This window comes from Streptomyces sp. NBC_00005, from assembly GCF_045160215.1.
Lineage (GTDB): Bacteria > Actinomycetota > Actinomycetes > Streptomycetales > Streptomycetaceae > Streptomyces.
Map to the genome: position 1 here is coordinate 4174676 of NZ_CP108316.1, position 25170 is coordinate 4199845.

The following is a 25170-nucleotide window of genomic DNA, read 5'->3' on the forward strand; positions in this document are numbered from 1 at the left end:
GCACGCGAACCTGGGTGCCCCGCTTGCGGCGAGTCCTTTAGTGCACCCAGTCGTCCCGGTACGCCGTCCAGTCCGCCTCCGTGGCCGCGAAGTCGACGTAGAGCGCTACTCCGAAGCGTTCGCGGTCCGCGTCCGTGCGGGACAGGCCGAGGCGGACGCCGCGGACGGCGGCGGGGACGGTCTCCGCATGGTTCCAGTGGCCGAACCGGTTCTCGTGGTAGAAGGGCAGGCCCATCAGCAGGTCCGTCGACTTCGGGGTGACCTCCAGGGCGAGTGAGGTCTGCTGGGCCACGTAGCCGCCGTACAGGCTCTGCAAGGGCTGCATGGTGTCGTACGACATCACGGCGATCTGGTCGACCCGGCGGGCGACCTGGCCGAAGAACTTCTGCGACCACCACTTCGGGTGTCCGGCGACCGTGCCCCAGAAGGAGTGGAACCCCGGGAGCGGGTCTATCTGGTGGGCGGCCACGGACAGCTGGGCGTGGTGCGCGCGGGTGACGGCGTGGAGCGAGTCGAGGAGCGTGAGGTAGTTGCGGTCGCCGGAGTGGAGGGGCTCCAGGTCGAAGTGGGCGCCGTCGAAGCCGGTGGCCAGGATCTGGCGGGTGGAGGCGACGACGGCCGCGCGGGTCGCCGGGCGCTCCAGGCGCATTCCGGTCGGGCTCTCGGTCGCGAGTACGTCGCCGAGCCAGGCCTGGACTCGGATTCCGGGGGCGGCGCGGTGTACGGCGGCTATCAGCCAACGGGCCTTCGGGTACGCCGACTTGGGGAGTGTGCCGTTGTGTTCCAGCGGGCCTGCGTGGACGTACAGGTCGCGGATGCCGGTGGTTTTCAGGCGGTCGGCGAGGGCGGTGACGTCGGCGTCGGTCTTGCGGCCGTCGACCCAGGCGTGGCCGAGCCAGATGGCGTCTCGGTTTCTGGTGTAAGTGCCCTGTTTCGGGTCGCCGGTGTAGTTCAGGCGGAGGGCGGATTCTGCGGTGAGGGTGGGGAGGAGGAGGGCCAGGAGGAAGGTGAGGGTGAGGCGTCGCAGCCGGCGTCGCCCGGGTGGGGGCTTTGTCGCCTCGGCTTCGCCATCGGCTTTGTCGTTCCCACCCGCACCACCTGTACTGCCTTCGTCGTCGGGTGCGGGTGGCCCCTGCGGGGGATCCTCACCATCGGCGACTGCGGGTCCTCGCGTGCGAGCGGGGGCATCTTCGGCGCCGGACGCGGGGGCGTCCTCTGCGCCGGGCGCGGGTGGCGGGTCCTCCGCGCCGGTTCCTTCGGGGTTCGTACCCGCCGCGCCGGTTCCTTCCCCGGTCGTCCTCTCCGCGTCGGCTCCTTCGGGGGTCGCGCCCTCCGCGTCGGCTCCTTCCATGGACGCCCCCTCCATGCCGGTTCCTTCGGGGGTCGCCCCCTCCGCGTCGGCTCCTTCGACCGCTACCCCCTCCGTGCCGGCCCCTTCCATGAGCGCTCCCTCCATGCCGGTTCCTTCGGGGGTCGCCCCCTCCGCGTCGGCTCCTTCGACCGCTACCCCCTCCGTGCCGGTCCCTTCCATGAGCGCTCCCTCCGTGCCGGTTCCTTCGGGGGTCGCCCCCTCCGCGGTCGCCGCCTCTGCGGTCGTCCCCTCCGCGGGCGCTCCCTCCGCGGGCGTTCCCTCCCCGCCGGCGCCCTCCGAGTCGGCCCGTTCCGCACCGAGCCCTTCCGCACCGGCCCCCTCCCCGCCGATCGCCCCGTCGCCCATTCCGCTCCCCGCCTTGGCCCTCTCCCCCGTCCGCCCCTTCCCCGCATCCGCTCTCATCTGCCCCGCCCGTTCCATCCCCGCTCCCCCCTCGTCCGTCCCCGTACGGCCCAGTCCGCTTCGTGCGCCGCTTCTCCCCCACCCCTGCCGCGCCCCGGTCGCGCGGCCGCATTCCTGCTCATACGCTCCGAAATGTGACGTCATCCTTGATCCGGGGCCGGCCGCGGCGCGCCACCTCTCGCATATCCGTGCGCGTGCTGCACACCCTGGTGGGCGGGCTGGCCGGGGTGGTGTGGCTCGTGTTGCCGTGGATGACGATCAACACAGACATGCCGGTTCCGGTCACCCGTGCGCATCCGGCCGCCGCGAGCGCCGCCTCGGCACAGCAGGACGGGACGTCGGCCGCCGACCTGGTGCTGCCGCTCGCGGTGGTGGCCGTGGCGGGTGTGCTCGCGGGGTACGGGTATGTGCGGCGCACGCGGCGGGCCAGGACGCGTACGACACCGGGCGGTGCGACCGTCCCCGCCGGGACTGCCGTACCACCGCTGTCCGAAGTCGACGAACGGGCGCGGGCGTTGCTGGTCGAGGCCGACGACTGCGTGCGCACCAGCCGGGAGGAACTCGGGTTCGCCGAGGCGCGGTTCGGGGCGGAGGCCGTGGAGCCCTTCGCGCGGGCCGTGCGGGACGCCGCGTCCGAGCTGTCGGCCGCCTTTCGGATGCGGCAGCAGTACGACGACGGCGTGCCCGAGGACGAGACGTCCCGGCGGCACACGCTCGCCGGGATCGTCGGGCGGTGCCAGGAGGCGGGGCGCCGGCTGGACGCGGAGGCCGCGGGGTTCGACCGGCTGCGGGCGCTGGGGCAGGGCTGTCCGGACGGGGCGCTGGAACTCGCGGAGGCCCGCTTCCGTGAGCTGACCGGGCGCACAGCGGTCGCGGAGGCGACACTGGCCGACCTCGGCAAGCGGTACGGCTCCCCCGCGATCGGCACCGTCACCGGCTACGCCGAACAGGCCAAGGACCGCCTGGTGTTCGCCACGACCCGTCTCAACCAGGCCCGTCAGACGGCCGACTTGGGGGAAGGGGAGGGTGCGGTACGTCATCTGCGGGCCGCCGAGGGTGCGACAGCCCAGGCCGCCGTGTTAGTGAGCTGTGTCGAACGGCTCGCTGCCGACCTGCGCGCGGCCACCGCCCTGGTGCCGGCCGCGCTGACCGGGGCGGAGGCGGAGCTCGCGGGCGTGAGGGCCGCCCGCGCGTCGGCCTTCCCCGACCTCCCCGCCGGTGAGCTGCACGCCCTCGCCGCGCACGCCGACCTCGTCCTGGCCGCCGTACGAGAAGAACTGAGCTCCGGGCCTTACGACCCGCTCGACGCCCTGCGGAGGATCACGCGGGCGATCGCGCCGGTCGCCGTGGGGCGGGGCGGTGTGCTGCCGGTGGCCGCGCTGCTCGTCGCGCGCGGTGCCGTCGCCGCCGCGGACGGTTTCGTCACGACGCATCGGGGTGCCGTGGGCAGTGCCGCCCGCACCATGCTGGCCGAGGCGGAACGGCTGCTCGCCGCCGAGCCGCCCGACGCCCTCGCCGCCGACGCTCTGGCCCGGCAGGCCCACGGGCTCGCCACGCAGGACGTACGGGTGCACGGCAACCCGGTCGCCGGTGCGGCCGAGCACGCGAGCGGAGCCGCCGGAGCGGTCCTCGGTGGAATCCTCCTGGGCTCGGACCCGGACGACGGCCCACCCGTGAGCTTCGGCGGGCCGCACACCCGGGCCCGCCGGGCGGAAGTCCCCGGGCAGAACTCCGGGTGGGCGTCAGAACAGGCTCAGTAGTGCCTCCGCCGGATCCGCCAGCCCCGTCTCCCCGTCCGGCAGCGGGAGTTCGAACCACACCGTCTTGCCACGCGGCGTCCGGCGGGAGCCCCAGGCCGCGCTCAGGAGGCCGACGAGCTGGAGGCCACGGCCGCCCTCGTCCGTGTCGCGGGCGCGGCGGCGGCGGGGCTGGACGAGGCCCGAGTCCCAGACCTCGCAGACCAGGGTGCGGTCCAGCAGGAGCCGCAGTCTGATCTCGCCCTCGCCATAGCGCAGGGCGTTGGTGACCAGCTCGCTGACCAGCAACTCCGTTGTGTCGACGAGGGGTTCGAGATCCCAGGACAGCAGCTGGCCGCGGGCGTACTCACGGGCCCGGCCCACACTGCGCGGCTCGCGCGGCAGCGTCCAGTCACCGACGGAATCGATGGGCAGGCCCTGGACACGTGCCATCAGCAGGGCGATGTCGTCCTCGCCGTGGTGGGAGTCGAGGGTGGACAGGACGTGGTCGCAGACGTCCTCCAGGGGGAGGGTGGGGTCGGTGAGGGCTCCTACGAAGGCCTGGAGGCCCTCGTCCAGGGGATGGTCGCGGCTTTCGACCAGTCCATCCGTGTAGAGCGCCAACAGTGCGCCTTCGGGTAGTTCGACCTCCACCTCCTCGAAGGGCTCACCGCCGACGCCGAGCGGCATGCCGGGCGGCACGTCGAGCATCAGCGCGTCCTCGCCGGGTTCGACCAGGACAGGGGGCAGATGGCCCGCGTTGGCGAAGGTGCAGCGGCGGGTGACGGAGTCGTAGACGGCGTACACACAGGTCGCGAGGTACACCTCGGAGAGGTCCGCCTCGCGGGGGCGGCGGGCCGCGCGGGTGGCCTGCTGGACGCCGCCCGGCGCGCCGAGACCCCGCGCGATCTCGTCCAACGCGCTGAGGACTTCGGCCGGTTCGAGGTCCAGGAGGGCAAGTGTTCTGACCGCCGAGCGGAGTTCGCCCATCGCCACCGCGGCGCGCAGGCCGCGGCCCATGACGTCGCCGACCACCAACGCCGTGCGGTGGCCCGGCAGTTCGATCACGTCGAACCAGTCGCCGCCGACCTCGCTGGGACGGTCGGCGGAGGAGTTGCCCGGCAGATAGCGGCAGGCGATGTCCAGGCCGGAGGCCACCGGGTCGCCCGGCGGGAGCAGCGACCGCTGCAGTATCAGGGCGCGTTCGTGCTCACGGCGGTACAGGCGCGCGTTGTCGATGCAGACGGCGGCCCGCGCCGCGAGCTCCACCGCCAGATCCCGGTCCCGGTCCCCGAACGGCTCACTGCCCTTGGCACGGGCGAACTGCGCGAGTCCTACGACGGTGTCGTGGGCGACCATCGGCACGGCCAGCGTGGACTGGACGAGGCCGCCCTCCTCGGCGGGGACGAACTGGGTGCGGGCGGTGCGCAGGGCGTCCGCACAAGGGGAGTTGAAGGGGTAGTGGTGGACGGCGCCCACTGCCACAGGCGCCCCGCCCCCGACGAACGGCGCGTCGGAGACCGCGCTCGCGAAGGCGACCCGGCGCAGCTCCGCGCTGCCGTCGGCGAGGCCCGGCGGGGTCTCGTCGCCCGCCAGCAGACCCTGGTAGAGGTCGACCGTCGCGAGGTCGCAGAAGCCGGGGACGACGACGTCGAGGAGTTCGCGGGCCGTGGTCTCCAGGTCGAGGGAGTTGCCGATGCGGGCGCCGGCCTCGTTGAGAAGGGCGAGATTGCGCCGTGCCGCGGCGGCCTCGCGGGCGGCGGCGCGACGGGAGGTGATGTCGGTTCCGAGCCATGCGACGCCGATGGGGCGGCCGGAACCGCTGTGCACGCGGTAGAGGTTGATGGACCAGTGGCGGCGGCCCTCCGAACCCGGCACGAAGCCCGTGACGTGCATGTCCGTGATGGAGTCGCCGGTCTCCAGGACCCGGCGCAGCGTGGCCGCGACCCGCTCGGCCTCGGACCGCTGCAGGTAGTCGTGGACACCGCGGCCGCGGTGGTCGTCGGGCGTACCGCCGAAGGTGGTGGCGAACTGCTGGTTGGCGCGGCGGATCCGCAGATCGGTGTCGATCAGCAGGAAGCCGAAAGGAGATTGACCGAAAATCGACTGCGATGCGGCAAGGTCGGTCTCGATGCTGCGCAGCGTGCGAACGTCCACGACGATGCAGACGGCGGCCTTCTCGCCGCCCTCGGTCCGCGTCGGCATGACGTAGACCTCGGCGAGGCCCTCCCGCCCGCTCTCCCCCTCTGCCGCCCCGGGCGCCCGGAACGGGACCACACCGGTCCACTCCCGCCCGTCCAGGATCTCGGCCATCTTGCGCTGACCCTGCTCGCGCAGGTCGGGGTCGATGAACGCCTCGATGGGGTCCATGCCGACCGCGTGCTCGGCGCGGATCCCGAAGAGCTGCTCGGCGCGCAGGCTCCACTGGTCGACGAGACCGTCGGGGCCGATGGAGAAGGACGCGACCTTGATGTAGTCGTAGATGGAACCGGGCGGACTGCTCTGCCACATGCCGTCACCGGGGGGCATGTCACCGAAGCCGATGTCCCGGGGCCCCGCGCCGGAAGAGTCCCGCGTCCCCGTACCGGAGGAATCCCGGGTCCCCGTACCGGAGGAATCCCTCATCCCCGCACCGGAAGTGGAGCGCCCCCCACCGGTGGAGGACAGGCCCGTCCCACCCGCCGTCCCGCTCGTCACGTCGGCCTCGGCATCACCCGTGGCCTCCGCCCTCGCGCCGTCCGACGGGTCCTCGGACTCCGTGGCCTTCGCTGGTATCTCGCTCACGCGAACCGTCCCCTCCAGCTCACCGCATCCGGCACCGGTCACCGGGGGCGGCTGCCCGCAGTATCCAGCACTACGGCGCCGCACAACACGGTGTTCACGATCACAGCACGGTCCCGACGGTTTTCGGTCCCGGCTGCGACAACACTTCCAGTCTTCTAACCAGCCAACACCTCCTCGAATCACGCCCGCCGAACACTGCCACTGGCCTGAACCAATCGGTCGACAGGGCGGAGGGCCACGTACAGCGCCCCGCGGGCACGCCCTGACCGGACGTACAGCGTCGGACGGACCGGGAACGGACCCGGCTCAGCCCGGTACGGCGAGCTCGAACCACACCGTCTTGCCCGCCTCGCCGGGCCGCGTTCCCCAGCGGCGCGAGGAGTGGGCGACCAACTGCAGTCCGCGGCCGCTCTCGTCCTCGGGTTGGGCGACGCGCTCGCGGGGCGGGTCCGGGAGCGGGTCGGAGACCTCCACCAGCAGGACGTCGATGAGGCCCACGGGGCGCACGAGGCGCACGCCGATGGGTCCGGTGGCGTGCCGCAGGGAGTTGGTCACCAGCTCGCTGACGAGCAGGACCGTGAGATCACCGAGGGCGTCGAGCTCCCAGTGGTGCAACTGGCCGCGGACGGCGGCGCGGGCGTTTCTGACAGCGCCCGGTTCCGCAGGAAAGCTCCACTCGGCGCAGTCGCCTTCAGTGTCGATCACGGTCGATCACGCCGATCACTTCCCAGGCCAGAAGCCCACCCATGTCCGGTTTCATGGGGTTAATGGGCACATACCCGATATCCAGCGCCCAGTACCGTCGGGGGCGGCGCACTGTGGCGCGAACGGCGTAGGCGCTGCGCCGGGTGCGCCGTGCGCCTAACGGCTCGGGAGGTGTGGCGGCCGGGCGGCCCCGGGTCCGTTACGGCCGGTCGCGCCCCAGTGGGCGGCCACCTCCTTGACCGCCGGGACGTCCTGGTCCAGCCAGTCGACGTGCCAGAGCTCCTCGGGCCCCAGCCACCGCAGTTCGTCGTGGTCCTCGAGGGGCTCGGGGGTGGCGGAGGTGGGGAGCAGCCGAGCGGTCCAGACCTGGAGGACGTACGGCGGCTTCAGGGGCCACTCACCCGCTACGCGAGCGACGGCCTCGGCATCCACGCCGAGTTCCTCGCGCAGTTCACGCACGAGGGCCGCGTCGGGGGCCTCGCCCTGCTCGACCTTGCCGCCGGGCAGTTCCCAGCGTCCGGCGAGTTCCGGAGGTGCGCTGCGGCGCGCGGCGAGCAGGCGGCCGGCGTCGAAGAGGGCGGCCCCCACCACCACGATCCGTTCCGTCATGCGCGGGAGCCTAGCGGGGGCCCGCGGGGGTCAGTTGACCGAGGGCGTTCCGTTCTGCCCGTTCTGGCCTATGCGCTCGACCCAGTACAGCTGCTTGTGTCCGCGGTCGTCGAGGCTGTCCGCGATCTTCTGGGCCTCGGCCCGGGTCGCGTACCTGCCCACGCGGTAGGTGTTGCCGTTGTCGTCCTGCCTTATGACGAGCCAGGGAAGAGTGATCGTGCCGTCGTTCATCCCGCCCCACCGCTCCTTCCCACCCCGGCCCGACCGCTGCCCGCCCGCGGTTCGTGCCGTGCCCCGCCCACTAAGGAAACCGCAATCCGCATATGCCCGAGCCTACGCCTAACCTTCACGCAGCGAATACGCGTTTTCACAAAGAGGTACGCAACCGGCCAGACCGAGGGGGGCGCACAACCTCGAACACGCCGTCCGGACACGTCGACGCATCCGGTCAGCGGCATGGTGAAGACGCGTGGGGCGACCTGCGAGAACGGCCAGATTCCACCGGCGGACGGGCAGGCTCCGAGACTGCCCAGAGGGGGCCCCGGGCGAGGCCGCCCGGGGTCAACTGCCGTAAAGGTGTGCGCTACTTCACTGGCAGGTGGTACGCGACCCGGTAGCGGTCGGCGGGGATGACGACGTCGGCCGTCTCGACGGGGCGGCCCGAGGCGAAGAAGGTGCGCTGGACGACCAGGACGACATGGCCGGGGACGCCGCCCAGGGCGAGCAGCTCCTCGGCAAGGCCGGGGCGGGCGCCGACCTCCTCGGTGACGTTGTCCACGATCACGTCGATCGCCGCCATGCGTTCGACGACGCCCATGCCGCCGAGCGGGCCCTCCTCGGGGAGCATCACGGGGGTGCGGCCGGTGACCGCGAGGGGCTCCCAGGAAGTGGAGAGCATCATCGCCTCGCCGGCCTCACGGAAGACGTATCTCGTGCACATCACGCGGTCGCCTGGCTTGATGCCGAGCCGCTCGGCGACACTGCTGCTCGCCTCGGCCTGCGCGCTGCTCGACTCCCAGGTGCCGCGCCCCTCGCCGTCGGCCTGCTCCTGACGGAAGGGTGTGGCACCGCCGGCCGGGCGGTAGCCGGAGCGGGCGACGCTGCGGGGCACCGGGCGCTCGCGCACATACGTCCCCGACCCGGAACGGCCCTCCACCAGGCCTTCTGCCATCAGCACCTTGCGCGCCTCCAGCGCGACGGTGTCCGAGACGCCGTACTCCTCGCGGATTCTGGCCTGGGAGGGCAGACGGGTGTGCGGCGGCAGCGAACCATTGACGATCTTCTTGCGGAGATCACCCGCGACGCGCAGGTACGCCGGCTGCTCACCGAAAGTCACTGGCCGCTCCCATCAGGTTGTACAGACAGCTACAGCCTGGCAACCGTGGGTTGTGCGGTGCAAGCAAAGGCCAGAGAATCACTCGATGTGATGACATGTGCCTGGGGAAGCCTTTACGCAGGCACTTTCTCCCCGCTATGGCCGCGCTCACACCTCGAGCGCCGAGCCGCTTCCGCCGCCGCCTCCTCCGCTGTCCCGGTCCTCGGACGAGGGCGGGGTCGTGGCCAGGCCCAGAGCCTTGCGGGCGGTGACGGCGGTGTCCGGGTTCGAGAGCACCATGGCGCGGTCGTAGGAGTCGTAGTAGCTGTTCGCGTCGTCGGCCGCGGCGGCCCGCGCCCACTCCCGCCGTACCGCCTCGACCTGCGCGACGACCTTGGCGACCGGCTTTTTCGCACCGGCCGGCCACGGGTGGTCGCGCAGCTTCGCGGCCTCCTCGGTGAGCGCTCCCGACATCTGCGCGGCCCACTCGCGGCTGCCCCGCAGGTCGTCGTCGGGGCTGTCCACGGGCTGCCCGTCCATGGCGGCGTTCTCGACATTGACGGCCTTGAGGTAGGCGACCTGGTCGGCATCCAGCGTCCGGCCGTCGTTGCGCAGCGAACCCTTCAGACCGGCCTTCTCGTGCGTGTTGCCGAACAGGCAGGTCACCTCGCGGTCGCCGAGCCGCCAGCTCTGCCGGGTCGGCGTCAGGAAGTACACGTCGACGTCCTGCGGCACGGCCCAGGCGTCCATGGCGTAGTCGTACCGGAGCGCGTAGCACCTGGCGTCGGCGGCTTCCGTGACCTTGCCGTCCCCCGGGTAGCCGACGCCGCCCGTCAGCTTGAACGCGGCGAAGACCTCGGCGTCGTGCTGACGGTCGCAGGGCACCTTGTCGACGTCGTAGGTCACGCCCCCCAGGGACCCGCTCGGGGAGTCGAAGCACTGGCCCTTGGTGAGGGAGTAGGCGCTGCCCTTGTCGCCCGCGGCGTCCCTGAAGCCGGACCAGACGTCGAGCAGGGCGCCACTGGCGAGCGCCGCCACCCACAGCGCAAGGCCGAGGGACGAGAGGACCGCACCGGTGACGGCCATGCTCCTGCCCCGCTCGCCGTTCCTCCTGATCTGACCGAGCGCGATCAGCCCCAGCACCAGCCCGGCGGCCGGAAGGAGACAGAGGATGCCGAGGACCAGGGAGGCGACGGCGACCCCGTTGACGGGCGCGGGGCGGTTGTACGGGCTGTATCCCTGACCCCAGGGCTGGTACGGGTACGGTCCGGGAGCGGCGTGGGGCCCCTGCGGGTCCCCGTACTGGCCCTGCGGATACGGCCCTTGGGGGTCCTGGGGCCGGTGGGGCCCAGGGGGCGGGGGTGCGGACACGGGTACCGTGCTCCTGGTTCAGGGGTGGCGCGCAGGCTGCGCGGAGGCGTGCTCGGACGTACGCGCTGACGTGCTGGATCCGCGTACGACTGGGCGCATCGTAAGCACGGGGTGAGTGGGGGCGGAATGGGGATCACGGATTGGACGATCCGGGCGGTGAACGACCTGACCGCGAGGTGGGCCGGGGCGGCGGACGGCGGCACGGTGTTCTCGGCGGCGGGGGTGTGGCCGCTGCTGGCGTTCCTCGCGGACGGGGCGCAGGGCGCGGCGCGGGCGGAGCTGGCTCAGGCGCTGGGAGTGCCGGCGCATCAGGCGGCCACCGGGGCAAGGGAGTTGCTGGCCTCGATGGAGTCCACGCCCGGCCTGGAGTCCGCTCTCGGGCTGTGGACCGACCGTGCGCTGGAGCTCCGGGAGGAGTGGCTGACGGGGCTTCCCGCTGAGGCGCACGGGGTGCTGACCACCGATCTCGAGGCCTCCCAGGAGGCGCTGGACGCGTGGGCGGCGAAGCGGACCGGCGGGCTGGTCGAACGGATGCCGGTCACGTTGACCGAGGACGCCCGGATGGTCCTCGCCACCGCACTCGTCCTGCGCACGGACTGGCCGCGGCCCTTCACGGAGGTGATGCAGAGCCCGGACACCGGTCCGTGGCAGGGCCGGCGCCTGCTCGGGCTGTGGCGCAGGGGCGTCCGGCCGGACCGGCTCGGCGTGACGAGCACGCCCGAGGGGCACGTCACGGCGCTGAAGGTGCCCGGCGACAACGGCATCGACGTCCACCTGCTGCTCGGCGAGGAACGGATGGCCCCCGGGCAGGTACTGAGGGCGGGCGTCGGCGTCCTGGAGGGCGCACTGCCGGTCACCGGAGGCGGTCAACTCCCTTACGGGCACGTGGGACCGGGCCTGCGCGTGGAACGGATACCGGCGGTCGCTCCGGAGCCGGTCAGCCTCGACGTCAGCACCGTGGCGTTCGACGTGCGGGCGGACCACGACCTGCTGCGGCTGCACCGCCTCTTCGGACTCACGACGGCACGGGACACCTCGCAGGGGCACTTCCCCGGCATCAGCGCCGCCCCGCTCGCCATCGGGGGCGCCGGGCAGTCCGCCGTGGCGCAGTTCGGCGCGCTCGGCTTCCGGGCCGCCGCGGTGACGGCCGTCATGCCGGTGGCGGCGGGCGGCGTCCCCGAGTTCCGGTACGAGAACACTGTCGTCCGGGCGGTGTTCGACCGCCCCTTCGGCTTCCTCGCCGTACACCGGGAGACGCGCCTCGTACTGACGGCGGGCTGGGTCACGGACCCGACGCCCTTCCGCTAGGACGCGTAGGAGGCGTAGGAGGCCAGGACGTGTAGGACAACCCAGGACACCGTGCGGGCGGACAGCGCCCGACGGTCAGGTCTTCGTCGCCTTCGTCGCCTTCGTCGCCTTCGTCGCCTTCGTCTTCTTCATCGCTTCTGCCAGTCTCCGCTGCTCCTCCTCCACGATGCGCCGCGCGAGGCTGCCGTCCGAGACGTCGACCGCGTCCGGGGTGGCCTCGGCGGTGTCGCTGCGGCGGGCGTAGGCGTCGAAGAGGCGGTCCTTGTTCTTGAGGATGCGCAGCAGGCGTTCGTCGACGCTGTCCGTGGCGAGGAGGCGGTGCACCTGGACCGTGCGGATCTGGCCCATGCGGTGGGCGCGGGCCACGGCCTGGTGTTCCAGGGTGGGTTTGACCTGCGGTTCGCAGAGGATCACCACGGACGCCGCCTGGAGGTTGAGGCCGACGCCGCCGGCCTCGATCTGCGACAGCAGCACCGCGTGTCCCTCGGCGGCCGTGAAGTCGTCGACCAGGCGCTGGCGCCGGGCGGCGGGGACGGAGCCGGAGATCGGGCCGAAGGCGCCTTCGCCCAGGGCCTGTTGGACGGTGGTGAGGACGTCCCGGAAGTACGAGAACACCACCACCTTCAGGCCGTTGTCCGCCGCCTCCGCGACCAGTTCGCGCAGCCGCTGCAGCTTCGCGGACTTCTCGGGGTCGGCGTACGCGGCCCTGCGCATCGCCATGAAGTTCCCCTCGGCGACCGCCGTGCGGTACGCGTCCTCGTCGGCCGCGCTGAACTCCTCCCACTCGTCGACCTGCAGCAGCGCGGGCAGTTCGGTGAGCACGTCCTGCTGGTTGCGGCGCAGGTAGGCGGGCGCGACCGATCTGCGGAAGACGTGCGGACCGGCGACCGCCGCGCTGTCGCGTATCTCGGGGACCAGCTCCGGCCGGAGGTAGCGGACGAGGGTGCGGAACTCCTCGACGCGGTTCTCCATCGGCGTGCCGGTGAGGAACAGGACGCGGTCGGCCGTCTTCGTCCAGGCCGCGATCGATCTGGCGCGGCGGGTGTCGGGGTTCTTCACGTAGTGCGCCTCGTCGACGACGAGCATGCCCGGCTTGGTGCCGTCCGGCGCGGGCAGGGTGTGCAGCAGGTCGAAGGTGGTGAGGGCGACGCCGCCGTGCTCGCGCCACTCGGCGTACGCGTCCTGCCGGTCCGGGCCGTGCACCGGCACCGCGCGCAGGGCGCTGCGCGAGCGGATCTCCCGCGTCCAGTTGATCAGCACGCTGGCGGGGCACACCACGAGGAAGTGGCTGTGCCCCTCGGCCGCGAGATGGGCGAGCGCGGCGATGGCCTGGACGGTCTTGCCGAGCCCCATCTCGTCGCCGAGGACGACCCGGCGCTGGGCGAGGGCGAAGCGGGCGCCGAAGGACTGGTAGCCGCGCAGCGAGACCCGGCGGTGCGTGTCGTCGAGCGGCTGGGCGTGCACCCGCTCGGCCACCTCCGAGGGCAGGAACCCCTCGGCGGCCGCCTCGTCCGTACGGTGCTCGGAGACCTCTGCGAGCTGGCTGTAGTACTCGGCGGAGCGGAGCTCGAAGTCGACCCAGGCCTCGATGTCGGAGGCCGGTTCGCGCAGCAGGTCGGTGGCGGCCTGGGTCAGCTGGAGCCGGGTGCCCTTGGCGGCCGCCTCCGCCGTCAGCGCGCGCAGCTGTGCCGTCGCCGCGAGGGCGGCCTCCTTGCGGCGCCGTCCGGTGAGCGCCAGACGCAGCCGGCCGGTCGCCGGACGGGCCGCAGGCAGCAACTCGCGCAGGCGGCGGTCGAGTTGCTCGGCCGTGTCCACCGCCCGGCGCAGCTCGGGCCCGGCCTCGACCAGTCGGTGCAGCGCCACGACCAGCGCGGCGGTCCGGGGTTCGGGGTGGTCGACGTCGATCCGGACCGAGACGGTCTCCTCGACCGCCCGCGCGATCTGCCGTGCGGCGGCCAGGGCCTGGTCGGCGGTCTGGGCGCCGACGCCGGGGATCTGCCGCAGCTCGTACCGGCTCGCCTCGTACACCGCGCGCACCGAGGAGAGCCCGGCGGCCTCGACGGCCGTCAGGCGCAGCCGGCCCTCGGTGGCGTCCTTGAGCCGGGCGACCGGGATGGACTCCAGCTCCTTGGCGACGAGTTCGTCCCTGAGCGGGGCCAGCGCCGAGCGGACCGCTTCGAGGGCGCGGGCGTGGTCGGCGAGTACGGTGCGGGCGGCGTCGTACAGCCGCAGGCCGTCCGCGCACAGGTCCCGGGCCCGCCGCCCCACGGGCGGCAGCTGCACCTCCCCGACGTCCACCATGCCGCCCCTCACGTGCCGTCCACCCCACTACGCACATCTTTGCACCGGGGTCTGACAACGGGGGGCGCACCGGGAGCGGAGCTCAGTCGTCGAAGGCCGTGGCGCGGGTGCGCTTCTCCCAGGCCGCGATCTCCGTGCGCACCTGGTCGAGCTTGCCGAGCACGGCGTCGACGCCGTCCTCGCCGAGCGGCAGGTGCAGCGGGGTCTCTTCGGCGTCGAGGGCGGCGAGGACGAGGGCGGCGGCCTTGGCCGGGTCGCCGGGCTGGCTGCCGTCGCCGCCGGCGATGGCGCCACGGGTCTCGCTCACCTTGGCGTACACGCCGCTGTCCGCGCTGACCCCGGCGCGGCTGCTGTCGAACAGCGAGGTCCGGAAGGAGCCCGGCTCCACGATCAGCACCTTGATGCCGAAGTCCCGCACCTCGTCCGCGAGCCCCTCCGACAGGCCCTCCAGCGCGAACTTGGTTCCGCTGTACGCCGAGAAGCCCGCGAAGGACATCTGCCCGCCCATGCTGCTCATCTGCACGACCGCCCCGGAGCGCCGCTCCCGCATGTGCGGCAGCACCGCGCGCGTGAGGGCCACCGGCCCGAAGACGTGCAGGTCGAAAAGTTCGCGCAGTTCGGCGTCGGTGGTCTCCTCGAAGGCGCCGACGTGGGTGCGGCCCGCGTTGTTGACCAGGACGTCGATCCGCCCGTGCCGCGCCACCACGTCCCGTACGGCCGCCTCGGCGGCAGCGGTGTCGGTGACGTCAAGGCGCAGCGCCTCCACCTGGTCGGGGTGGGCGGCCACCAGGTCGTCCAGCGCCTCGGGCCGGCGGACGGCGCCGACGACCACGTCCCCCACGGCGAGGGCCGCCTGCGCGATGGCCCGCCCGAAGCCGCTGCTCGCACCGGTGACCAGCCAGACCTTGTTCATGACTCCTCCTGTGTTCTCTCCGTGCCGTGTTCTTTTCGTGCCGTGTTCTCTTCGTGCCGCGGTCTGTCCGTGCCGCGGTCTGTTCCTCGGCACACCAGGTCGTCCGCACACCAGGCTGCCGCCGGTCCCTGTTGCCCGTCCAAGACCTTTGGTGATAACCGATGGGCATGACCACCGACGTACACGTGCGTGCCCTGCGCTACTTCGTCACGGTCGCCGAGGAACTGCACTTCACGCGCGCGGCCGAGCGGCTCTACGTCTCGCAGCCCGCGCTGAGCAAGCAGATCCGGGCGCTGGAGCGGCAGTTGGGCGTGGAGTTGTTCCGCCGGGACCGGCAGGGCGTGCGGCTGACTCCGGCCGGCACGGCGCTGCTGCCGCACGCCCGGCGGGTACTGGACGCGTGGGCGCAGGGCGCGTCCGCGGTGGAGGAGGCCCGCGCGGCACAGCGCAGCACGCTGGTGGTGGGTATGAGCACCAGCCCCGGCCGCGGCGGACTGCTGCCCGCGGTCCGCTCCCGCTTCACGGCCGCGCACCCCGAGGCCGCGGTCCGGCTGCGCCAGGTGAGCTGGGAGGACCCGACCGCGGGCCTGGCGGACGGCGACGCGGACGTGGCCTTCGTCTGGCTGCCCCTGCCCGACCAGGACCGCTACGCGTGGACGGTCGTCGCCGAGGAACCCCGCCTGGTCGCCCTCCCCGACACCCATCCCCTCGCGCCCCGCACCGAGATCGACTTCGAGGATCTGGCCGACGAACCCTTCCTCGCCCTGCCCGAGAGCGCGGGCCCGCTGCGGGACTACTGGCTCGCCCTGGACGAACGCGCGGGCCGCCCGCCGCGCATCGGCGCGGAGATCGCGAGCACCGAGGAGACGTACGAGGCCCTGGTCGCGGGGCTCGGCGTGTGCCTGGTGGCGGTGGGCAACGTCCCGCTGATCACGCTGGGCGGCGTGGTGACCCGTCCGGTGCGCGGGGTGACGCCCAGCCGGTACGTCCTGGCCTGGCGCAAGGGAGACCGCAGACCGCTGGTGCGGGCGTACGCGGAGGCGTGCGGGGCGGCGGCCGGCGCCGGCCCGAACTGACAATGCGATCAACCCAAGCGCAACAGAAAGCCCTCGCTGTACCCTGTCGCCACTGTGCGTGAGGAGCTGCCGACGCTACGCGGGGGATAGGGCGGATGAGTCTCCGGGCATTGCCGTTCGAGGACGAGGACGAGCAGCGACGGCTGTCGATGTTCCATCTGGTCGGTCTGGCGGCCGGCGGTGCGATCGGTTCGGGCTGGATGCTGGGCGCGAACGACGCGTTCCTGAAGGCCGGTTCCGACGCCTATCTCGCCTGGCTGTTCGGTGGCCTGCTGATGCTGCTGATAGCCGGAGTCATGGTCGAACTGGGCACCGCGGCGCCCAAGACCGGCGGGTTGATCTTCCTGCCGCTGCAGAGCAGCGGCGCGCTGGTGGCGACGGTGGCCGCGGCCGGCCTGTGGCTCGTCTACGCGATCAACCTGGCCAGCGAGGCGGTCGCGATGACCAAGGGCCTCTCCTGGAAGGTCCACGGGCTCCTGGACTCCTCCGACGCACTGACCACCAAGGGCTGGTACTACGCGCTGGTGTTCATGGCGGCGATCTCCGCGGTGAACCTGATCGCCCCGCGGATCTTCTTCAGGATCAACTCCTGGCTGACGGTACTGAAGGTCGTCATCCCCGTCCTCACCGTCGTCCTGCTGATCGCGGCCGGCTTCGACCAGCACGGCCTGCGGGCGAGCGACGACAGCAGCGGAAAGGGCGCCGCCGCGGCGCTGAGCGCGGTGGTCGGCAGCGGCGTGATCTACGCCTACGTGGGCTTCCAGGGGCCCCTGGACTTCGCCGGGAACGTCAAGCGGCGCGGGATCGGCGAGGCGGCCCGGCTGCGTCGCGCGGTCTTCGGGACGATCGCCGGCTCGATGGTGCTGTACACGGCGCTCCAGGTGGTCTTCAGCAGGTATCACGAGTACGGCTGGAGCGCCGACAACATGGCGTCCTCGCCCTACGCCCACTTCGCGTTCGCCGCCTCACTGTGGTGGCTCGGGTGGCTGCTCAGGATCGGTGCGGTGGTCTCGCCCATGGGTGCGGGGCTCGTCTTCGCCCATTCACTCACCCGCGAGGTCGCGGCACTCAGCCGCGCCCATCTCACGCACCGGGGGCTGCAGACCGCCCGTAAGGCATCCCTGAAGCGGCGCTACGACGTCTACTGGCTGGTGCTGGTGGTCGACCTGGTCGTCGCGGCGATCGCGTTGCGGGCGGTCGGCGGCAGCTGGACCACCCTCGTCGCCGTCACCGGAGTCCTGACCCTGGTCGTCTACGCCGTTCCCGGCGTGGCCCTGGTGTCGCTGCGCGATCACCTGCCCGGCTACTCCCGCCGGCGCCGCGACGCCCACGAGGTCCTGGCCCGGTCGAGTTTCGCCCTGATCGCGCTGATTCTCTACGGGGCGGGCTGGGGGCCCCTGTGGCGGGGCATGACGGCCCTCGCCGTGGGTTGCGTCCTGTTGCTGTGGCTCCCGAGCCTGGCCCGGTGGCTGCCCGCATTCGGGCGAATATACGACGCCAAGGTGCATGTGACGCTGTTCCGCGAGTGGCGCACCAGCCCCGCGGCCCAGGCGGCGCTCTGGCTGATCGGTCATCTCACGGTGCTGGTGCTGCTGACACTGCTGCTGGGCGACTCGCCGGTCGGTCTCCACAAGAAGTTCCTGGGCGGCTTCCTGGCCGTCGCGGCGGCGCTCGTCTCCTTCGAGGGGCTGGTCAGGGCATCCAAGCGCCACATGACCGAAGTGGCACCCATGCTGCCGACTCCGGGCACGGGCGGTCCCGCCCCGGTCGTCAGCGCAGCGACCGAATGACCTCCCTGGCCTCCGCGTCGAACCCCTTCCTGCTCAACTCCTCGACCGCCTCTTCCCGGCGGTGTGCGTCGGACCAGCGCCCCACCGTGGCCCGCAGCAGGAAGTGCCGGTCCTCCTCCTGCATCACGTGCCCTTCCCGCGCCGCCTCCCCTTCTCGCACCGTGTCGGCGCGCAGCCGGTCGACGATCGACGCCACCTCCTGCGGGGTGACCCGCTGCTCGTTCTCCAGGCAGCGTTCGAGCAGGTCCCAGCCGTCGCGGCCCAGACCCACGGCGTACAGACGCGCCGCGATCTCGGCGATGACCGCACCCGACCCCTCGGGCGGCCGCACGGGGTCGGACGGATCCGCCAGCTCCTTGCAGGACAGATAGACGGCCTCGGCGCGGCCGGAGTCGCGCAGCCCCCTGACGTACTCGACGAACACGTCGGCTTCGGCGCCGTCTTCGAGGACGCGTGCGGCCAGTCTCCGGGCGATCGTCTGGGCCGCGCGGTTGCGGTCCCGCGGCCGCTCGACCTTGTCCAGCAGGGCCACCAGGTCGGCCCCGGGACGGCCGTCGGTGTGCACCGCGGCGGCGATGCGCAGCAGGCGTCTGCATTCCGGCGGGGCGTTGACGTTGCTCAACGCCGTGTCCAGGCGGTCGAGTTCCTTGGGGGAACGCGGTCCGGCGTCCTGCGCCGTCCCCCTGGCCACGATGTCCGCGAGCAGTTCCCTGGTCGTCCTGCTGAGGGCGTCGGACTCGTACCAGATCCTGACGATCTCGGCCAGGTCCTCCATCTTGTCGCGCGACGCGGCGTGCCGACGGATCGCCGCGCACTTCTCGGAGTACGGCGGCTTCGTCAACTGGCCGCATATTTCCGCGATGTCGTAGCGGCTGCGCCTCTTGCCGACGTGTTCCACGAGGGTGTCGGGGCTGTCCGTCCTGGTGGCGATCAGCTGCGCGATGATCCGTCTCGTGTCGTGCACGTAGTCGTCGTGCTGCAGCTGTGCGTCGACCCACTCCTCCAGGATCCGCTCGGAGGGACTGAGGTGGTGGAGCGCTCCGGCGAGATCGTGGAACTCCCTCGGTACGGTGTCCGACGCCTGCAGCGAACCGTTCCGGGTGATCGCGACAAGGGCCTGGCGGAGGAACTCGGCCGCCTCCTCGGCGCACTTCTCGTCGCGCAACGCGATGTAGAGCAGCGCCTTGTCGAGGTTGGTGCGCCCCGAGCCCGGTTCGGTGAACGCGCTCATCGTCCGGTCCACCAGGTCGCGTTTGCCGGCTCGACGGCACTCCCGGATGAACACGGCGACGTCCAGGACCGTCCGCTGGCACGCGATGTCGTGGATGACCCCGTCGGTGAGCCGGGGACGCTCGTCCTCGCTGTCCCGCTCGGCGTCCCACTGCCTGATCGCGAGGTCCGCGGCCTGCATGATGTTCCGGGCCAGCGCCGCCGTGGCCAGCACGTTGGCGGCGTCCCGGTAGTCGAAGTACCGCGCGGATTCGATGAGTTGGTCGATGGGGCGCCTGACGGCGAAGGCGTGCAGGACTCGGATCGCGGTGGCGGGCCGCGGCTTCTCACCGCCCTCGGTGCCCTGGTCCTCGCCCTCCCGCATGGCCTGGACGCGCTTGACGAAGGCATCGACCCGGCAGGTGGTCACCCACTCGTAGCCGAAGCTCCATGCCTCCCCGTCCTCGCTCTCGGAAGCGTTGAGCGTGTCGGAGCCTCCGGCCGTGTGACCGTCCGTCATACGCGCAGTGCCTTCTCCACCTGGTTCCAGTAGCGGGCGAAGGCATGGGGCTCGCTGAACGCGTTGTTGGCCCTGGCGTCTATGTGCCGCGCGAGGTGCCTGCTGGCCTCGTCCGGCCTGGAGCTGAGGATGGCGACGACGTCGCCGGTCTTGCGCTCGTCCCTCAGCAGGTCGTCGAGACGGGAGTCCCGGTCCAGCATCAGGGTCCTGATCCAGTCCTCGGGGTCGACCGGGAGCCGCGGGGGCAGGTCGCGCCGGGTGGGCTCCATGCGGTTGGTGAACAGCGGTGTACCGTCCCGGGCGTCGTTCAGCGACATGCGCGGTACCTGGTGCCGGGCGGCGGCACAGCTGTCCATCTCCCTCTTCACGGCCTCCCGCAGGAGTCCGATGGTGAGGCGGGAGTCGTGGTCCTTCGTGCCGTCCTGCAGTATGCGCAGCAGATGTCCGCTGAAGGGCGTGCACCGCGAAAGGTCCCCGGGAAGCGCCGAACAGCCTTCGGCGGAAGCGAAGTTCGCGTTCTTGACGGCCGTGAAGACGCAGGTGCCCTCGTCCAGCTCGCCCAGCACTCCGGGCAGGACCGGCTCCTCCCCCAGCTGCGGCAACAGGTTGGAGTAGCAGCAGTCGGCGATCAGGACCTTCAGCTTCGCCCTGGCCCTGCGCATGACGCGGTAGACATACCAACTCGACAGCCACGTCCAGGGTTTGTCCTTGTGCGAGGACCCCACGGAGAAGTGGACCTGGGCGCCGGGAAGGTCGCTCCAGTACTGACCGTGGCCGACGTAGACCACCAGGAAGATGTCCTCGGGCTCCGTGGCGTCCGCGGCCTCCTGCAGCGCCTTCATGACGCCGTCCGCCGTCTGGACCTCGTCCTGCCCGAGGACACGGCGGCTGTCGGCACCCCACATCGCGTCGCCGGCCAGGACGTCGCCGTACATGCGCGCGCTCTCGCCGATCGACGGATGACTGTCGATCCCCGAATGCACGCCGTACGTCGCCGGTCCGATCACCACTGCCCTGGATGCCATCTCAGCCGTCCAAGTCTTCCGAGTCGGGTACGGGCTCCGTGTCGACCGAGGTGTCCAGCGGATCCAGCCGCTCGCTGCGCCACCGCTCGACGACCTGCTTCACGGCGTCCACCGCGGCCGAGACGGTCATCTCGGTGGCCTTGCCGACCACGGCCACGATGATGATCTCGACGATGCCGCCGGTGAGGACACCGTCCTCCTCCACCTCCTGCGGGCTCCACGACAGACCGGTCTCCGTCTCGAGCTCGCCGAGCATACGGTCCGGATCGTCCAGCCCGATCAGCCCTTTGACGGACACCGAGATCTTCGTAGCCATGCCAACGCCCCCGCGTCCAGGTCAGGATCCGACAACGGACGCCGCAGCCGGTTCCACCATCTCCCCCGCTCAACGCCCCTACCAGCGTACCCACTTGGGCAAGCCCCACCCCGGCCTGCGGTTCGATCGTCGGGGGTGCTCAGGCACGGCAGGCGTACGCCCGGGACGAACGCCGCCGGCCGAGCGCGCCGCCGGAAGTGCGGTGCCGAACCCGCGGGCCGGCGGCCCTGCCGGTACGGTCGCGTCATGAAAGCCGTCTGGTTCGAACGCAAGGGTCCGGCCGCCGACGTCCTGACGTACGGCGAGATGGACGACCCGCGGCCCGCTCCCGGCGAGGTGCGCCTCCGCCTCGCCTTCTCCGGCATCAACCCGGGCGATGTGAAGAAGCGGTTGGGCACCTACCAATCCGCCATGGCCTTCCCGCGGATCATTCCGCACACCGACGGTTCCGGCACCGTGGACCAGGTCGGCGACGGCGTCTCCCCCGACTGGATCGGCAAGCAGGTCTGGTGCTCCTACGCGCAGACCTACCGGCCCTTCGGCACCGCCGCCGAGTACACCACCGTCCCCGTGCACTGCGTGGCCGAGGCACCGCAGGCCCTCGATCCGGCTCAGGCCGCCTGCCTGGGCATTCCCGGCATCACCGGGCACCGCGCGGTCTTCGCCGACGGGCCCGTGACGGGCCGGACGGTACTCGTCGTCGCCGGCACCGGGGGCGTCGGCCGCGCCGCTGTGGTCCTGGCCAAACGCGGCGGCGCCCGGGTGATCGCCACCGTCTCCAAGGAGCACCAGCTCACCGAGGCGCTCTCGGCGGGCGCCGACCACGCCCTCCTCGCCGGCGACCACCTCGCCGCCCAGGTCAAGGAGATCGTCCCGCAAGGGGTGGACCGCATCATCGAGGTCGCCTTCAGCGACAACATCCACCAGGACGTCGAGATGCTCGCCATCGGCGGCACGGTCGTCAGCTACTCCAGCCGCGACGACCGGCCCCACATCCCCTTCCGGTCCATGGTGTTCAACAACCTCACCGCCCGCATGATCGGCTACGACGACTTCCCCGCCGACGCCGTCAGCGCAGCCATGAAGGACGTCACCGCCGCTGCCGCCGCCGGCGACCTGACCTACCCGATCGGGAAGACCTTCCCTCTCGAACAGACCGCACAGGCCGAGCAGGCCCTCGAAAACCGGTCCGTCCCGGGCCGTGTCGTGGTCGCCGTGCAGCACGGCCACTGAGCAGGCTCAGGTCTGGCACTGCTTCGTGGATGCGGGGGACCAGCCGCTCCAGGCGGCACCGTCGGCCTTGGCATGCACGCGGATCTCGACCCTCACGGGGGCGCACACCCGGGTCGCGCTTCCCACTTCGACAGGACCGATCTCCTGGCCTGCCCCGACGTAGGCACGACCGGAGCCCACCTTCGCCCAGGAACCACCCTCGGGACGTGAGAACGCCTCGTAGGCGACGTTCAATCCCCGCGCTCCCGTATTGCGCGCCTTGATGTACGCCGTCACCTCTCGCGAGGGGAGTCGGCCCACCGACCCCCGCTCGGCACTGATGCAGCCATTGATGGCCACCCGCCCGCTCGACACACCCCCACCACAGGCGACCCCCGCAGCGTGAGCGTTGGTGGGGATGGTCAGCATGCTGAGCGCAACCGCGCCCAAGATCGTCCCGACGCGCCTCAAATACAAAGCCCCGTCCCTTCTTTGAGTCCCTCTACTTCCGATTACTCCGAAGAGATCGTGACTCAGCACGGGGCATTGCACGTGATTTGGTAGATTTTTCACCTGGATGGGTTCTTATGTCCCATCGGCGCGGTGCAGGTCAGACGTTGAAGCGGAACGTCGAACACAGAGCTCCCACCTGCGGAAACGCAATTTTTGAGGGGAGTCTCCCAGCACGGTCCCAGCACGGGAGCGTCATCCCGGGCACCATGCGACTCAGAAGCCCATCGCCTTCCTCGTAGAGCCCGGTTCGGGCCCGTAGCCTCCGGGGCCGGTATGACTCGTTGCCCCTGTCCTTGATGATCCGGGGGCTGTCGCCGGTCGCCGGTCCTGGCGGCACCGGATGGTCGCTGATGGAAGCGTGTCCGCCGACAGGCACCAGGGCCCACTGCGCGAGGTGCGCGTCGTCTCGGTGACACGTCGATCTCCTCCCGACCTCGCCAGCCGCGTTCACTGCGGAGATCTCATTTTCCCAGGTCAGCGACGTGGTGGAGTTCATGCACTGAACGGGAACACCTACTGCAGAGCTGCGACCTGCGGAAACATAGCTTTCCATGATCACATCCAGCGCCGATCCGGTACGGGAAAGACGAACCAGCACCCCACGGCGGCATCGCCGCCGACCAGGAGCGGCGCGAGCCTCACCGCACCCAACAGGGGCCCGGAAGGGAGCGTCCAATCACCATTGTGTACACATGAGACATCCGGTACCATTGAGCGCATGACGCAGATGCCCATAGAGTCCATCCGCGACGTCCGCGCACACCTTGCCGAAGTCGTCGAGCGGGCCGATCGCGATGACCAACCCACCGTGATCACGCGACGAGGAAAAGAAGTCGCCGCCGTCGTCTCGATCGATGTCCTGCGCAAGTACCAACAGTGGGAAGAGCTCGAGATCAATCGCATCATCGACGAGCGGATGGCGAACCGCTCAGCCGGCGTCCCCATTGAGGACATCATGAAGGAGACCCTGGCGCGCAGTGAGTGAGTACCGCACCGTGTTCCGGCCCGAGGCGCAGGGCGAGCTTCGGAAAGTCCCCCGCGACATGGCACTGCGCATCCTGGCCAAGCTGACGGAACTGGAGAACGACCCGCTCGGAATCAGCACCACGGCGCTCGTGTCCCAACCCGATCGCCGTCGCCTCCGGATCGGCGACTACCGGGTCATCTACACCATCGACAACGGCGAACTGATCGTGTGGGTGGTTCATGTCGGACACCGCTCCACGGTCTACGAGACGTGAGGTCCCGTCCACAGCTCGCCGCGAACTGTCGCCAGCCCATCTCCTCCCAGCACGGGACGAATGAAGAGAGGTGACGTGGGGTGCCGGTGAGTGATGCCAGGCCCGAAAAACCAGCACCCATCCAGCACGGGAAATAACCAGGGCCTCGACTCCGAAGAGTCGAAGCCCTTCTGACCTGCATTTTTGCCAGATCAGCGATGCAGTGTCGCGTCACCCTCTACACATTGAAGCGGAACTCCACCACGTCCCCGTCCTGCATCACATAGTCCTTGCCCTCCATGCGCGCCTTGCCCTTCGCGCGGGCCTCGGCGACCGACCCCGTCTCCACCAGGTCGGTGAAGGAGATGACCTCCGCCTTGATGAAGCCCTTCTGGAAGTCGGTGTGGATGACTCCGGCGGCCTCGGGGGCGGTGGCGCCCTTCTTGATGGTCCAGGCGCGGGATTCCTTGGGACCGGCCGTGAGGTAGGTCTGCAGGCCGAGGGTGTTGAAGCCCACGCGCGCGAGGGTGGTGAGGCCCGGCTCCTCGGCGCCGACGGACTCCAGGAGCTCCAGGGCGTCCTCCTCGTCGAGCTCGGCGAGGTCCTGCTCCAGCTTGGCGTTGAGGAAGATCGCCTCGGCGGGGGCGACCAGGGCGCGCTGCTCGGCCTTGAACTCCTCGTCGACCAGTTCGTCCTCGTCCACGTTGAAGACGTAGAGGAAGGGCTTCGTCGTCAGGAGGTGCAGGTCGTGCAGGAGTTCCTCGTTGCCGGAGTCCTGGACGATGCCCGCGGAGAACAGGGTGTCGCCCTTCTCCAGGATCTCCTTGGCCTCCTCGACGGCCTTCACCTTCGGACCGATGTCCTTCTTGATGCGCGACTCCTTCTGGAGGCGCGGCAGGACCTTCTCGATGGTCTGGAGGTCGGCGAGGATCAGCTCGGTGTTGATCGTCTCGATGTCGTCCTTGGGCGAGACCTTGCCGTCGACGTGCACGACGTTCTCGTCCTTGAAGGCACGGATGACCTGGCAGATCGCGTCGGACTCACGGATGTTCGCGAGGAACTTGTTGCCCAGGCCCTCGCCCTCGGACGCGCCCTTCACGATGCCCGCGATGTCGACGAAGTCGACGGTCGCCGGGAGGACACGCTGGGAGGAGAAGATTTCGGCCAGTTTCGTCAGCCGGGCGTCGGGGACGCCGACCACGCCCACGTTGGGCTCGATGGTGGCGAACGGGTAGTTGGCCGCGAGCACGTCGTTCTTGGTCAGGGCGTTGAACAGGGTCGACTTGCCGACATTCGGCAGACCGACGATTCCGATCGTGAGCGACACGTTGCGACTTCCCGTACGTGAGAGACATCAGGGGACTGGGGCTGTGGGCCCGGTCCTTCTTCGGATGCGCGGGCGGGCCGATCCACCAGTCTACGGCGTGCCGGTCCCCGTCCGGGCGCCCCGTCGAACGCATGGCCAACCTCTTC

The 25170-nt window shown here is 71.0% G+C and carries 21 protein-coding genes; 7 read left to right on the forward strand and 14 right to left on the reverse strand.

Annotation, left to right across the window (positions count from 1 at the left end):
• Positions 1–37: 37 nt before the first annotated feature.
• Positions 38–1351 carry a hypothetical protein gene (locus OG303_RS19060; protein ID WP_405877352.1) on the reverse strand — a complete coding sequence of 438 codons (1314 nt, stop codon included), beginning with the start codon at positions 1349–1351 and terminating at the stop codon, positions 38–40.
• A 674-nt stretch (positions 1352–2025) separates the two neighbouring features.
• Between OG303_RS19060 and OG303_RS19065 the strand changes: the two genes are divergently transcribed.
• Positions 2026–3534, forward strand: a complete 1509-nt coding sequence (locus OG303_RS19065) for a hypothetical protein (RefSeq protein ID WP_405877354.1) — start codon at positions 2026–2028, stop codon at positions 3532–3534.
• On the opposite strand, the gene OG303_RS19070 is transcribed toward OG303_RS19065, so the two are convergent.
• From OG303_RS19070 to OG303_RS19095, 6 genes are all read right to left on the reverse strand, one after another.
• Positions 3517–6294, reverse strand: a complete 2778-nt coding sequence (locus tag OG303_RS19070) for a SpoIIE family protein phosphatase (RefSeq protein ID WP_405869602.1) — start codon at positions 6292–6294, stop codon at positions 3517–3519. The genes OG303_RS19065 and OG303_RS19070 overlap by 18 nt on opposite strands.
• Positions 6295–6600: 306 nt before the next feature.
• Positions 6601–6999 carry an ATP-binding protein gene (locus OG303_RS19075; RefSeq protein ID WP_405869603.1) on the reverse strand — a complete coding sequence of 133 codons (399 nt, stop codon included), beginning with the start codon at positions 6997–6999 and terminating at the stop codon, positions 6601–6603.
• A gap of 156 nt (positions 7000–7155) precedes the next feature.
• Positions 7156–7608, reverse strand: a complete 453-nt coding sequence (locus OG303_RS19080; protein ID WP_405869604.1) for a (deoxy)nucleoside triphosphate pyrophosphohydrolase — start codon at positions 7606–7608, stop codon at positions 7156–7158.
• Positions 7609–7638: 30 nt separating this feature from the next.
• The gene (locus tag OG303_RS19085) at positions 7639–7839 is read right to left on the reverse strand and encodes an SPOR domain-containing protein (protein WP_405869605.1); all 201 of its coding nucleotides are present in this window, start codon (positions 7837–7839) and stop codon (positions 7639–7641) included.
• Positions 7840–8191: 352 nt separating this feature from the next.
• On the reverse strand, positions 8192–8944 hold the full coding sequence (locus tag OG303_RS19090; RefSeq protein ID WP_405869606.1) for a GntR family transcriptional regulator: 753 nt from the start codon (positions 8942–8944) through the stop codon (positions 8192–8194).
• Positions 8945–9091: 147 nt separating this feature from the next.
• Entirely contained in the window at positions 9092–10294 is a 1203-nt protein-coding gene (locus OG303_RS19095; protein ID WP_405869607.1) for a DUF4190 domain-containing protein, read from the reverse strand.
• 126 nt (positions 10295–10420) lie between these two features.
• Here OG303_RS19095 and OG303_RS19100 point away from each other — a divergent pair, with 126 nt between their 5' ends.
• Complete coding sequence (locus OG303_RS19100; protein WP_405869608.1) at positions 10421–11602, forward strand: serpin family protein; 1182 nt, start codon at positions 10421–10423, stop codon at positions 11600–11602.
• A 75-nt stretch (positions 11603–11677) separates the two neighbouring features.
• On the opposite strand, the gene OG303_RS19105 is transcribed toward OG303_RS19100, so the two are convergent.
• Both OG303_RS19105 and OG303_RS19110 read right to left on the reverse strand, forming a co-directional pair.
• Complete coding sequence (locus OG303_RS19105) at positions 11678–13903, reverse strand: DEAD/DEAH box helicase (RefSeq protein ID WP_405869609.1); 2226 nt, start codon at positions 13901–13903, stop codon at positions 11678–11680.
• Positions 13904–13985: 82 nt separating this feature from the next.
• Positions 13986–14816 (reverse strand): oxidoreductase, encoded by an 831-nt coding sequence (locus OG303_RS19110; RefSeq protein WP_405869610.1) that lies wholly within the window; start codon positions 14814–14816, stop codon positions 13986–13988.
• A gap of 167 nt (positions 14817–14983) precedes the next feature.
• Between OG303_RS19110 and OG303_RS19115 the strand changes: the two genes are divergently transcribed.
• Positions 14984–15892: a LysR family transcriptional regulator gene (locus OG303_RS19115; protein WP_405869611.1), complete on the forward strand. Its 909-nt coding sequence runs from the start codon at positions 14984–14986 to the stop codon at positions 15890–15892.
• A 95-nt stretch (positions 15893–15987) separates the two neighbouring features.
• Entirely contained in the window at positions 15988–17682 is a 1695-nt protein-coding gene (locus OG303_RS19120; protein ID WP_405869612.1) for an APC family permease, read from the forward strand.
• On the opposite strand, the gene OG303_RS19125 is transcribed toward OG303_RS19120, so the two are convergent.
• From OG303_RS19125 to OG303_RS19135, 3 genes are read right to left on the reverse strand one after another with little or no spacing between them, the layout of a single operon-like run.
• Entirely contained in the window at positions 17663–19411 is a 1749-nt protein-coding gene (locus tag OG303_RS19125) for a hypothetical protein (RefSeq protein WP_405869613.1), read from the reverse strand. The genes OG303_RS19120 and OG303_RS19125 overlap by 20 nt on opposite strands.
• Positions 19408–20436: a hypothetical protein gene (locus tag OG303_RS19130; RefSeq protein WP_405869614.1), complete on the reverse strand. Its 1029-nt coding sequence runs from the start codon at positions 20434–20436 to the stop codon at positions 19408–19410. The genes OG303_RS19125 and OG303_RS19130 overlap by 4 nt, the downstream gene beginning before the upstream one ends.
• Before the next feature lies 1 nt (position 20437).
• A complete protein-coding gene (locus OG303_RS19135; protein WP_405869615.1) occupies positions 20438–20752 on the reverse strand; it encodes a hypothetical protein in 315 nt (104 codons plus the stop codon).
• 246 nt (positions 20753–20998) lie between these two features.
• On the opposite strand from OG303_RS19135, the gene OG303_RS19140 reads away from it, so the two are divergent.
• Positions 20999–21985: an NADPH:quinone reductase gene (locus OG303_RS19140; RefSeq protein WP_405869616.1), complete on the forward strand. Its 987-nt coding sequence runs from the start codon at positions 20999–21001 to the stop codon at positions 21983–21985.
• 6 nt (positions 21986–21991) lie between these two features.
• Here OG303_RS19140 and OG303_RS19145 read toward each other — a convergent pair whose 3' ends face one another.
• Positions 21992–22261: a hypothetical protein gene (locus tag OG303_RS19145; protein WP_405869617.1), complete on the reverse strand. Its 270-nt coding sequence runs from the start codon at positions 22259–22261 to the stop codon at positions 21992–21994.
• A gap of 934 nt (positions 22262–23195) precedes the next feature.
• On the opposite strand from OG303_RS19145, the gene OG303_RS19150 reads away from it, so the two are divergent.
• The gene (locus OG303_RS19150) at positions 23196–23462 is read left to right on the forward strand and encodes a type II toxin-antitoxin system Phd/YefM family antitoxin (protein WP_405869618.1); all 267 of its coding nucleotides are present in this window, start codon (positions 23196–23198) and stop codon (positions 23460–23462) included.
• On the forward strand, positions 23455–23718 hold the full coding sequence (locus OG303_RS19155; RefSeq protein ID WP_405869619.1) for a type II toxin-antitoxin system RelE/ParE family toxin: 264 nt from the start codon (positions 23455–23457) through the stop codon (positions 23716–23718). The genes OG303_RS19150 and OG303_RS19155 overlap by 8 nt, the downstream gene beginning before the upstream one ends.
• Before the next feature lie 217 nt (positions 23719–23935).
• Here OG303_RS19155 and ychF read toward each other — a convergent pair whose 3' ends face one another.
• On the reverse strand, positions 23936–25024 hold the full coding sequence (gene ychF / locus OG303_RS19160) for a redox-regulated ATPase YchF (protein WP_405869620.1): 1089 nt from the start codon (positions 25022–25024) through the stop codon (positions 23936–23938).
• Positions 25025–25170: the final 146 nt, after the last annotated feature.

What these genes read in the sequence shown, in the direction of transcription:
- OG303_RS19085 (WP_405869605.1), bottom strand. Translation starts at nt 7,839, where the DNA reads ATGAACGACGGCACGATCACTCTTCCCTGGCTCGTCATAAGGCAGGAC.
- OG303_RS19100 (WP_405869608.1), top strand. Translation starts at nt 10,421, where the DNA reads ATGGGGATCACGGATTGGACGATCCGGGCGGTGAACGACCTGACCGCG.
- OG303_RS19080 (WP_405869604.1), bottom strand. Translation starts at nt 7,608, where the DNA reads ATGACGGAACGGATCGTGGTGGTGGGGGCCGCCCTCTTCGACGCCGGC.
- OG303_RS19140 (WP_405869616.1), top strand. Translation starts at nt 20,999, where the DNA reads ATGAAAGCCGTCTGGTTCGAACGCAAGGGTCCGGCCGCCGACGTCCTG.
- OG303_RS19125 (WP_405869613.1), bottom strand. Translation starts at nt 19,411, where the DNA reads ATGACGGACGGTCACACGGCCGGAGGCTCCGACACGCTCAACGCTTCC.
- OG303_RS19110 (WP_405869610.1), bottom strand. Translation starts at nt 14,816, where the DNA reads ATGAACAAGGTCTGGCTGGTCACCGGTGCGAGCAGCGGCTTCGGGCGG.
- OG303_RS19150 (WP_405869618.1), top strand. Translation starts at nt 23,196, where the DNA reads ATGACGCAGATGCCCATAGAGTCCATCCGCGACGTCCGCGCACACCTT.
- OG303_RS19065 (WP_405877354.1), top strand. Translation starts at nt 2,026, where the DNA reads ATGACGATCAACACAGACATGCCGGTTCCGGTCACCCGTGCGCATCCG.
- OG303_RS19120 (WP_405869612.1), top strand. Translation starts at nt 15,988, where the DNA reads ATGAGTCTCCGGGCATTGCCGTTCGAGGACGAGGACGAGCAGCGACGG.
- OG303_RS19115 (WP_405869611.1), top strand. Translation starts at nt 14,984, where the DNA reads ATGACCACCGACGTACACGTGCGTGCCCTGCGCTACTTCGTCACGGTC.
- OG303_RS19105 (WP_405869609.1), bottom strand. Translation starts at nt 13,903, where the DNA reads ATGGTGGACGTCGGGGAGGTGCAGCTGCCGCCCGTGGGGCGGCGGGCC.
- OG303_RS19060 (WP_405877352.1), bottom strand. Translation starts at nt 1,351, where the DNA reads ATGGAAGGAGCCGACGCGGAGGGCGCGACCCCCGAAGGAGCCGACGCG.
- OG303_RS19135 (WP_405869615.1), bottom strand. Translation starts at nt 20,752, where the DNA reads ATGGCTACGAAGATCTCGGTGTCCGTCAAAGGGCTGATCGGGCTGGAC.
- OG303_RS19130 (WP_405869614.1), bottom strand. Translation starts at nt 20,436, where the DNA reads ATGGCATCCAGGGCAGTGGTGATCGGACCGGCGACGTACGGCGTGCAT.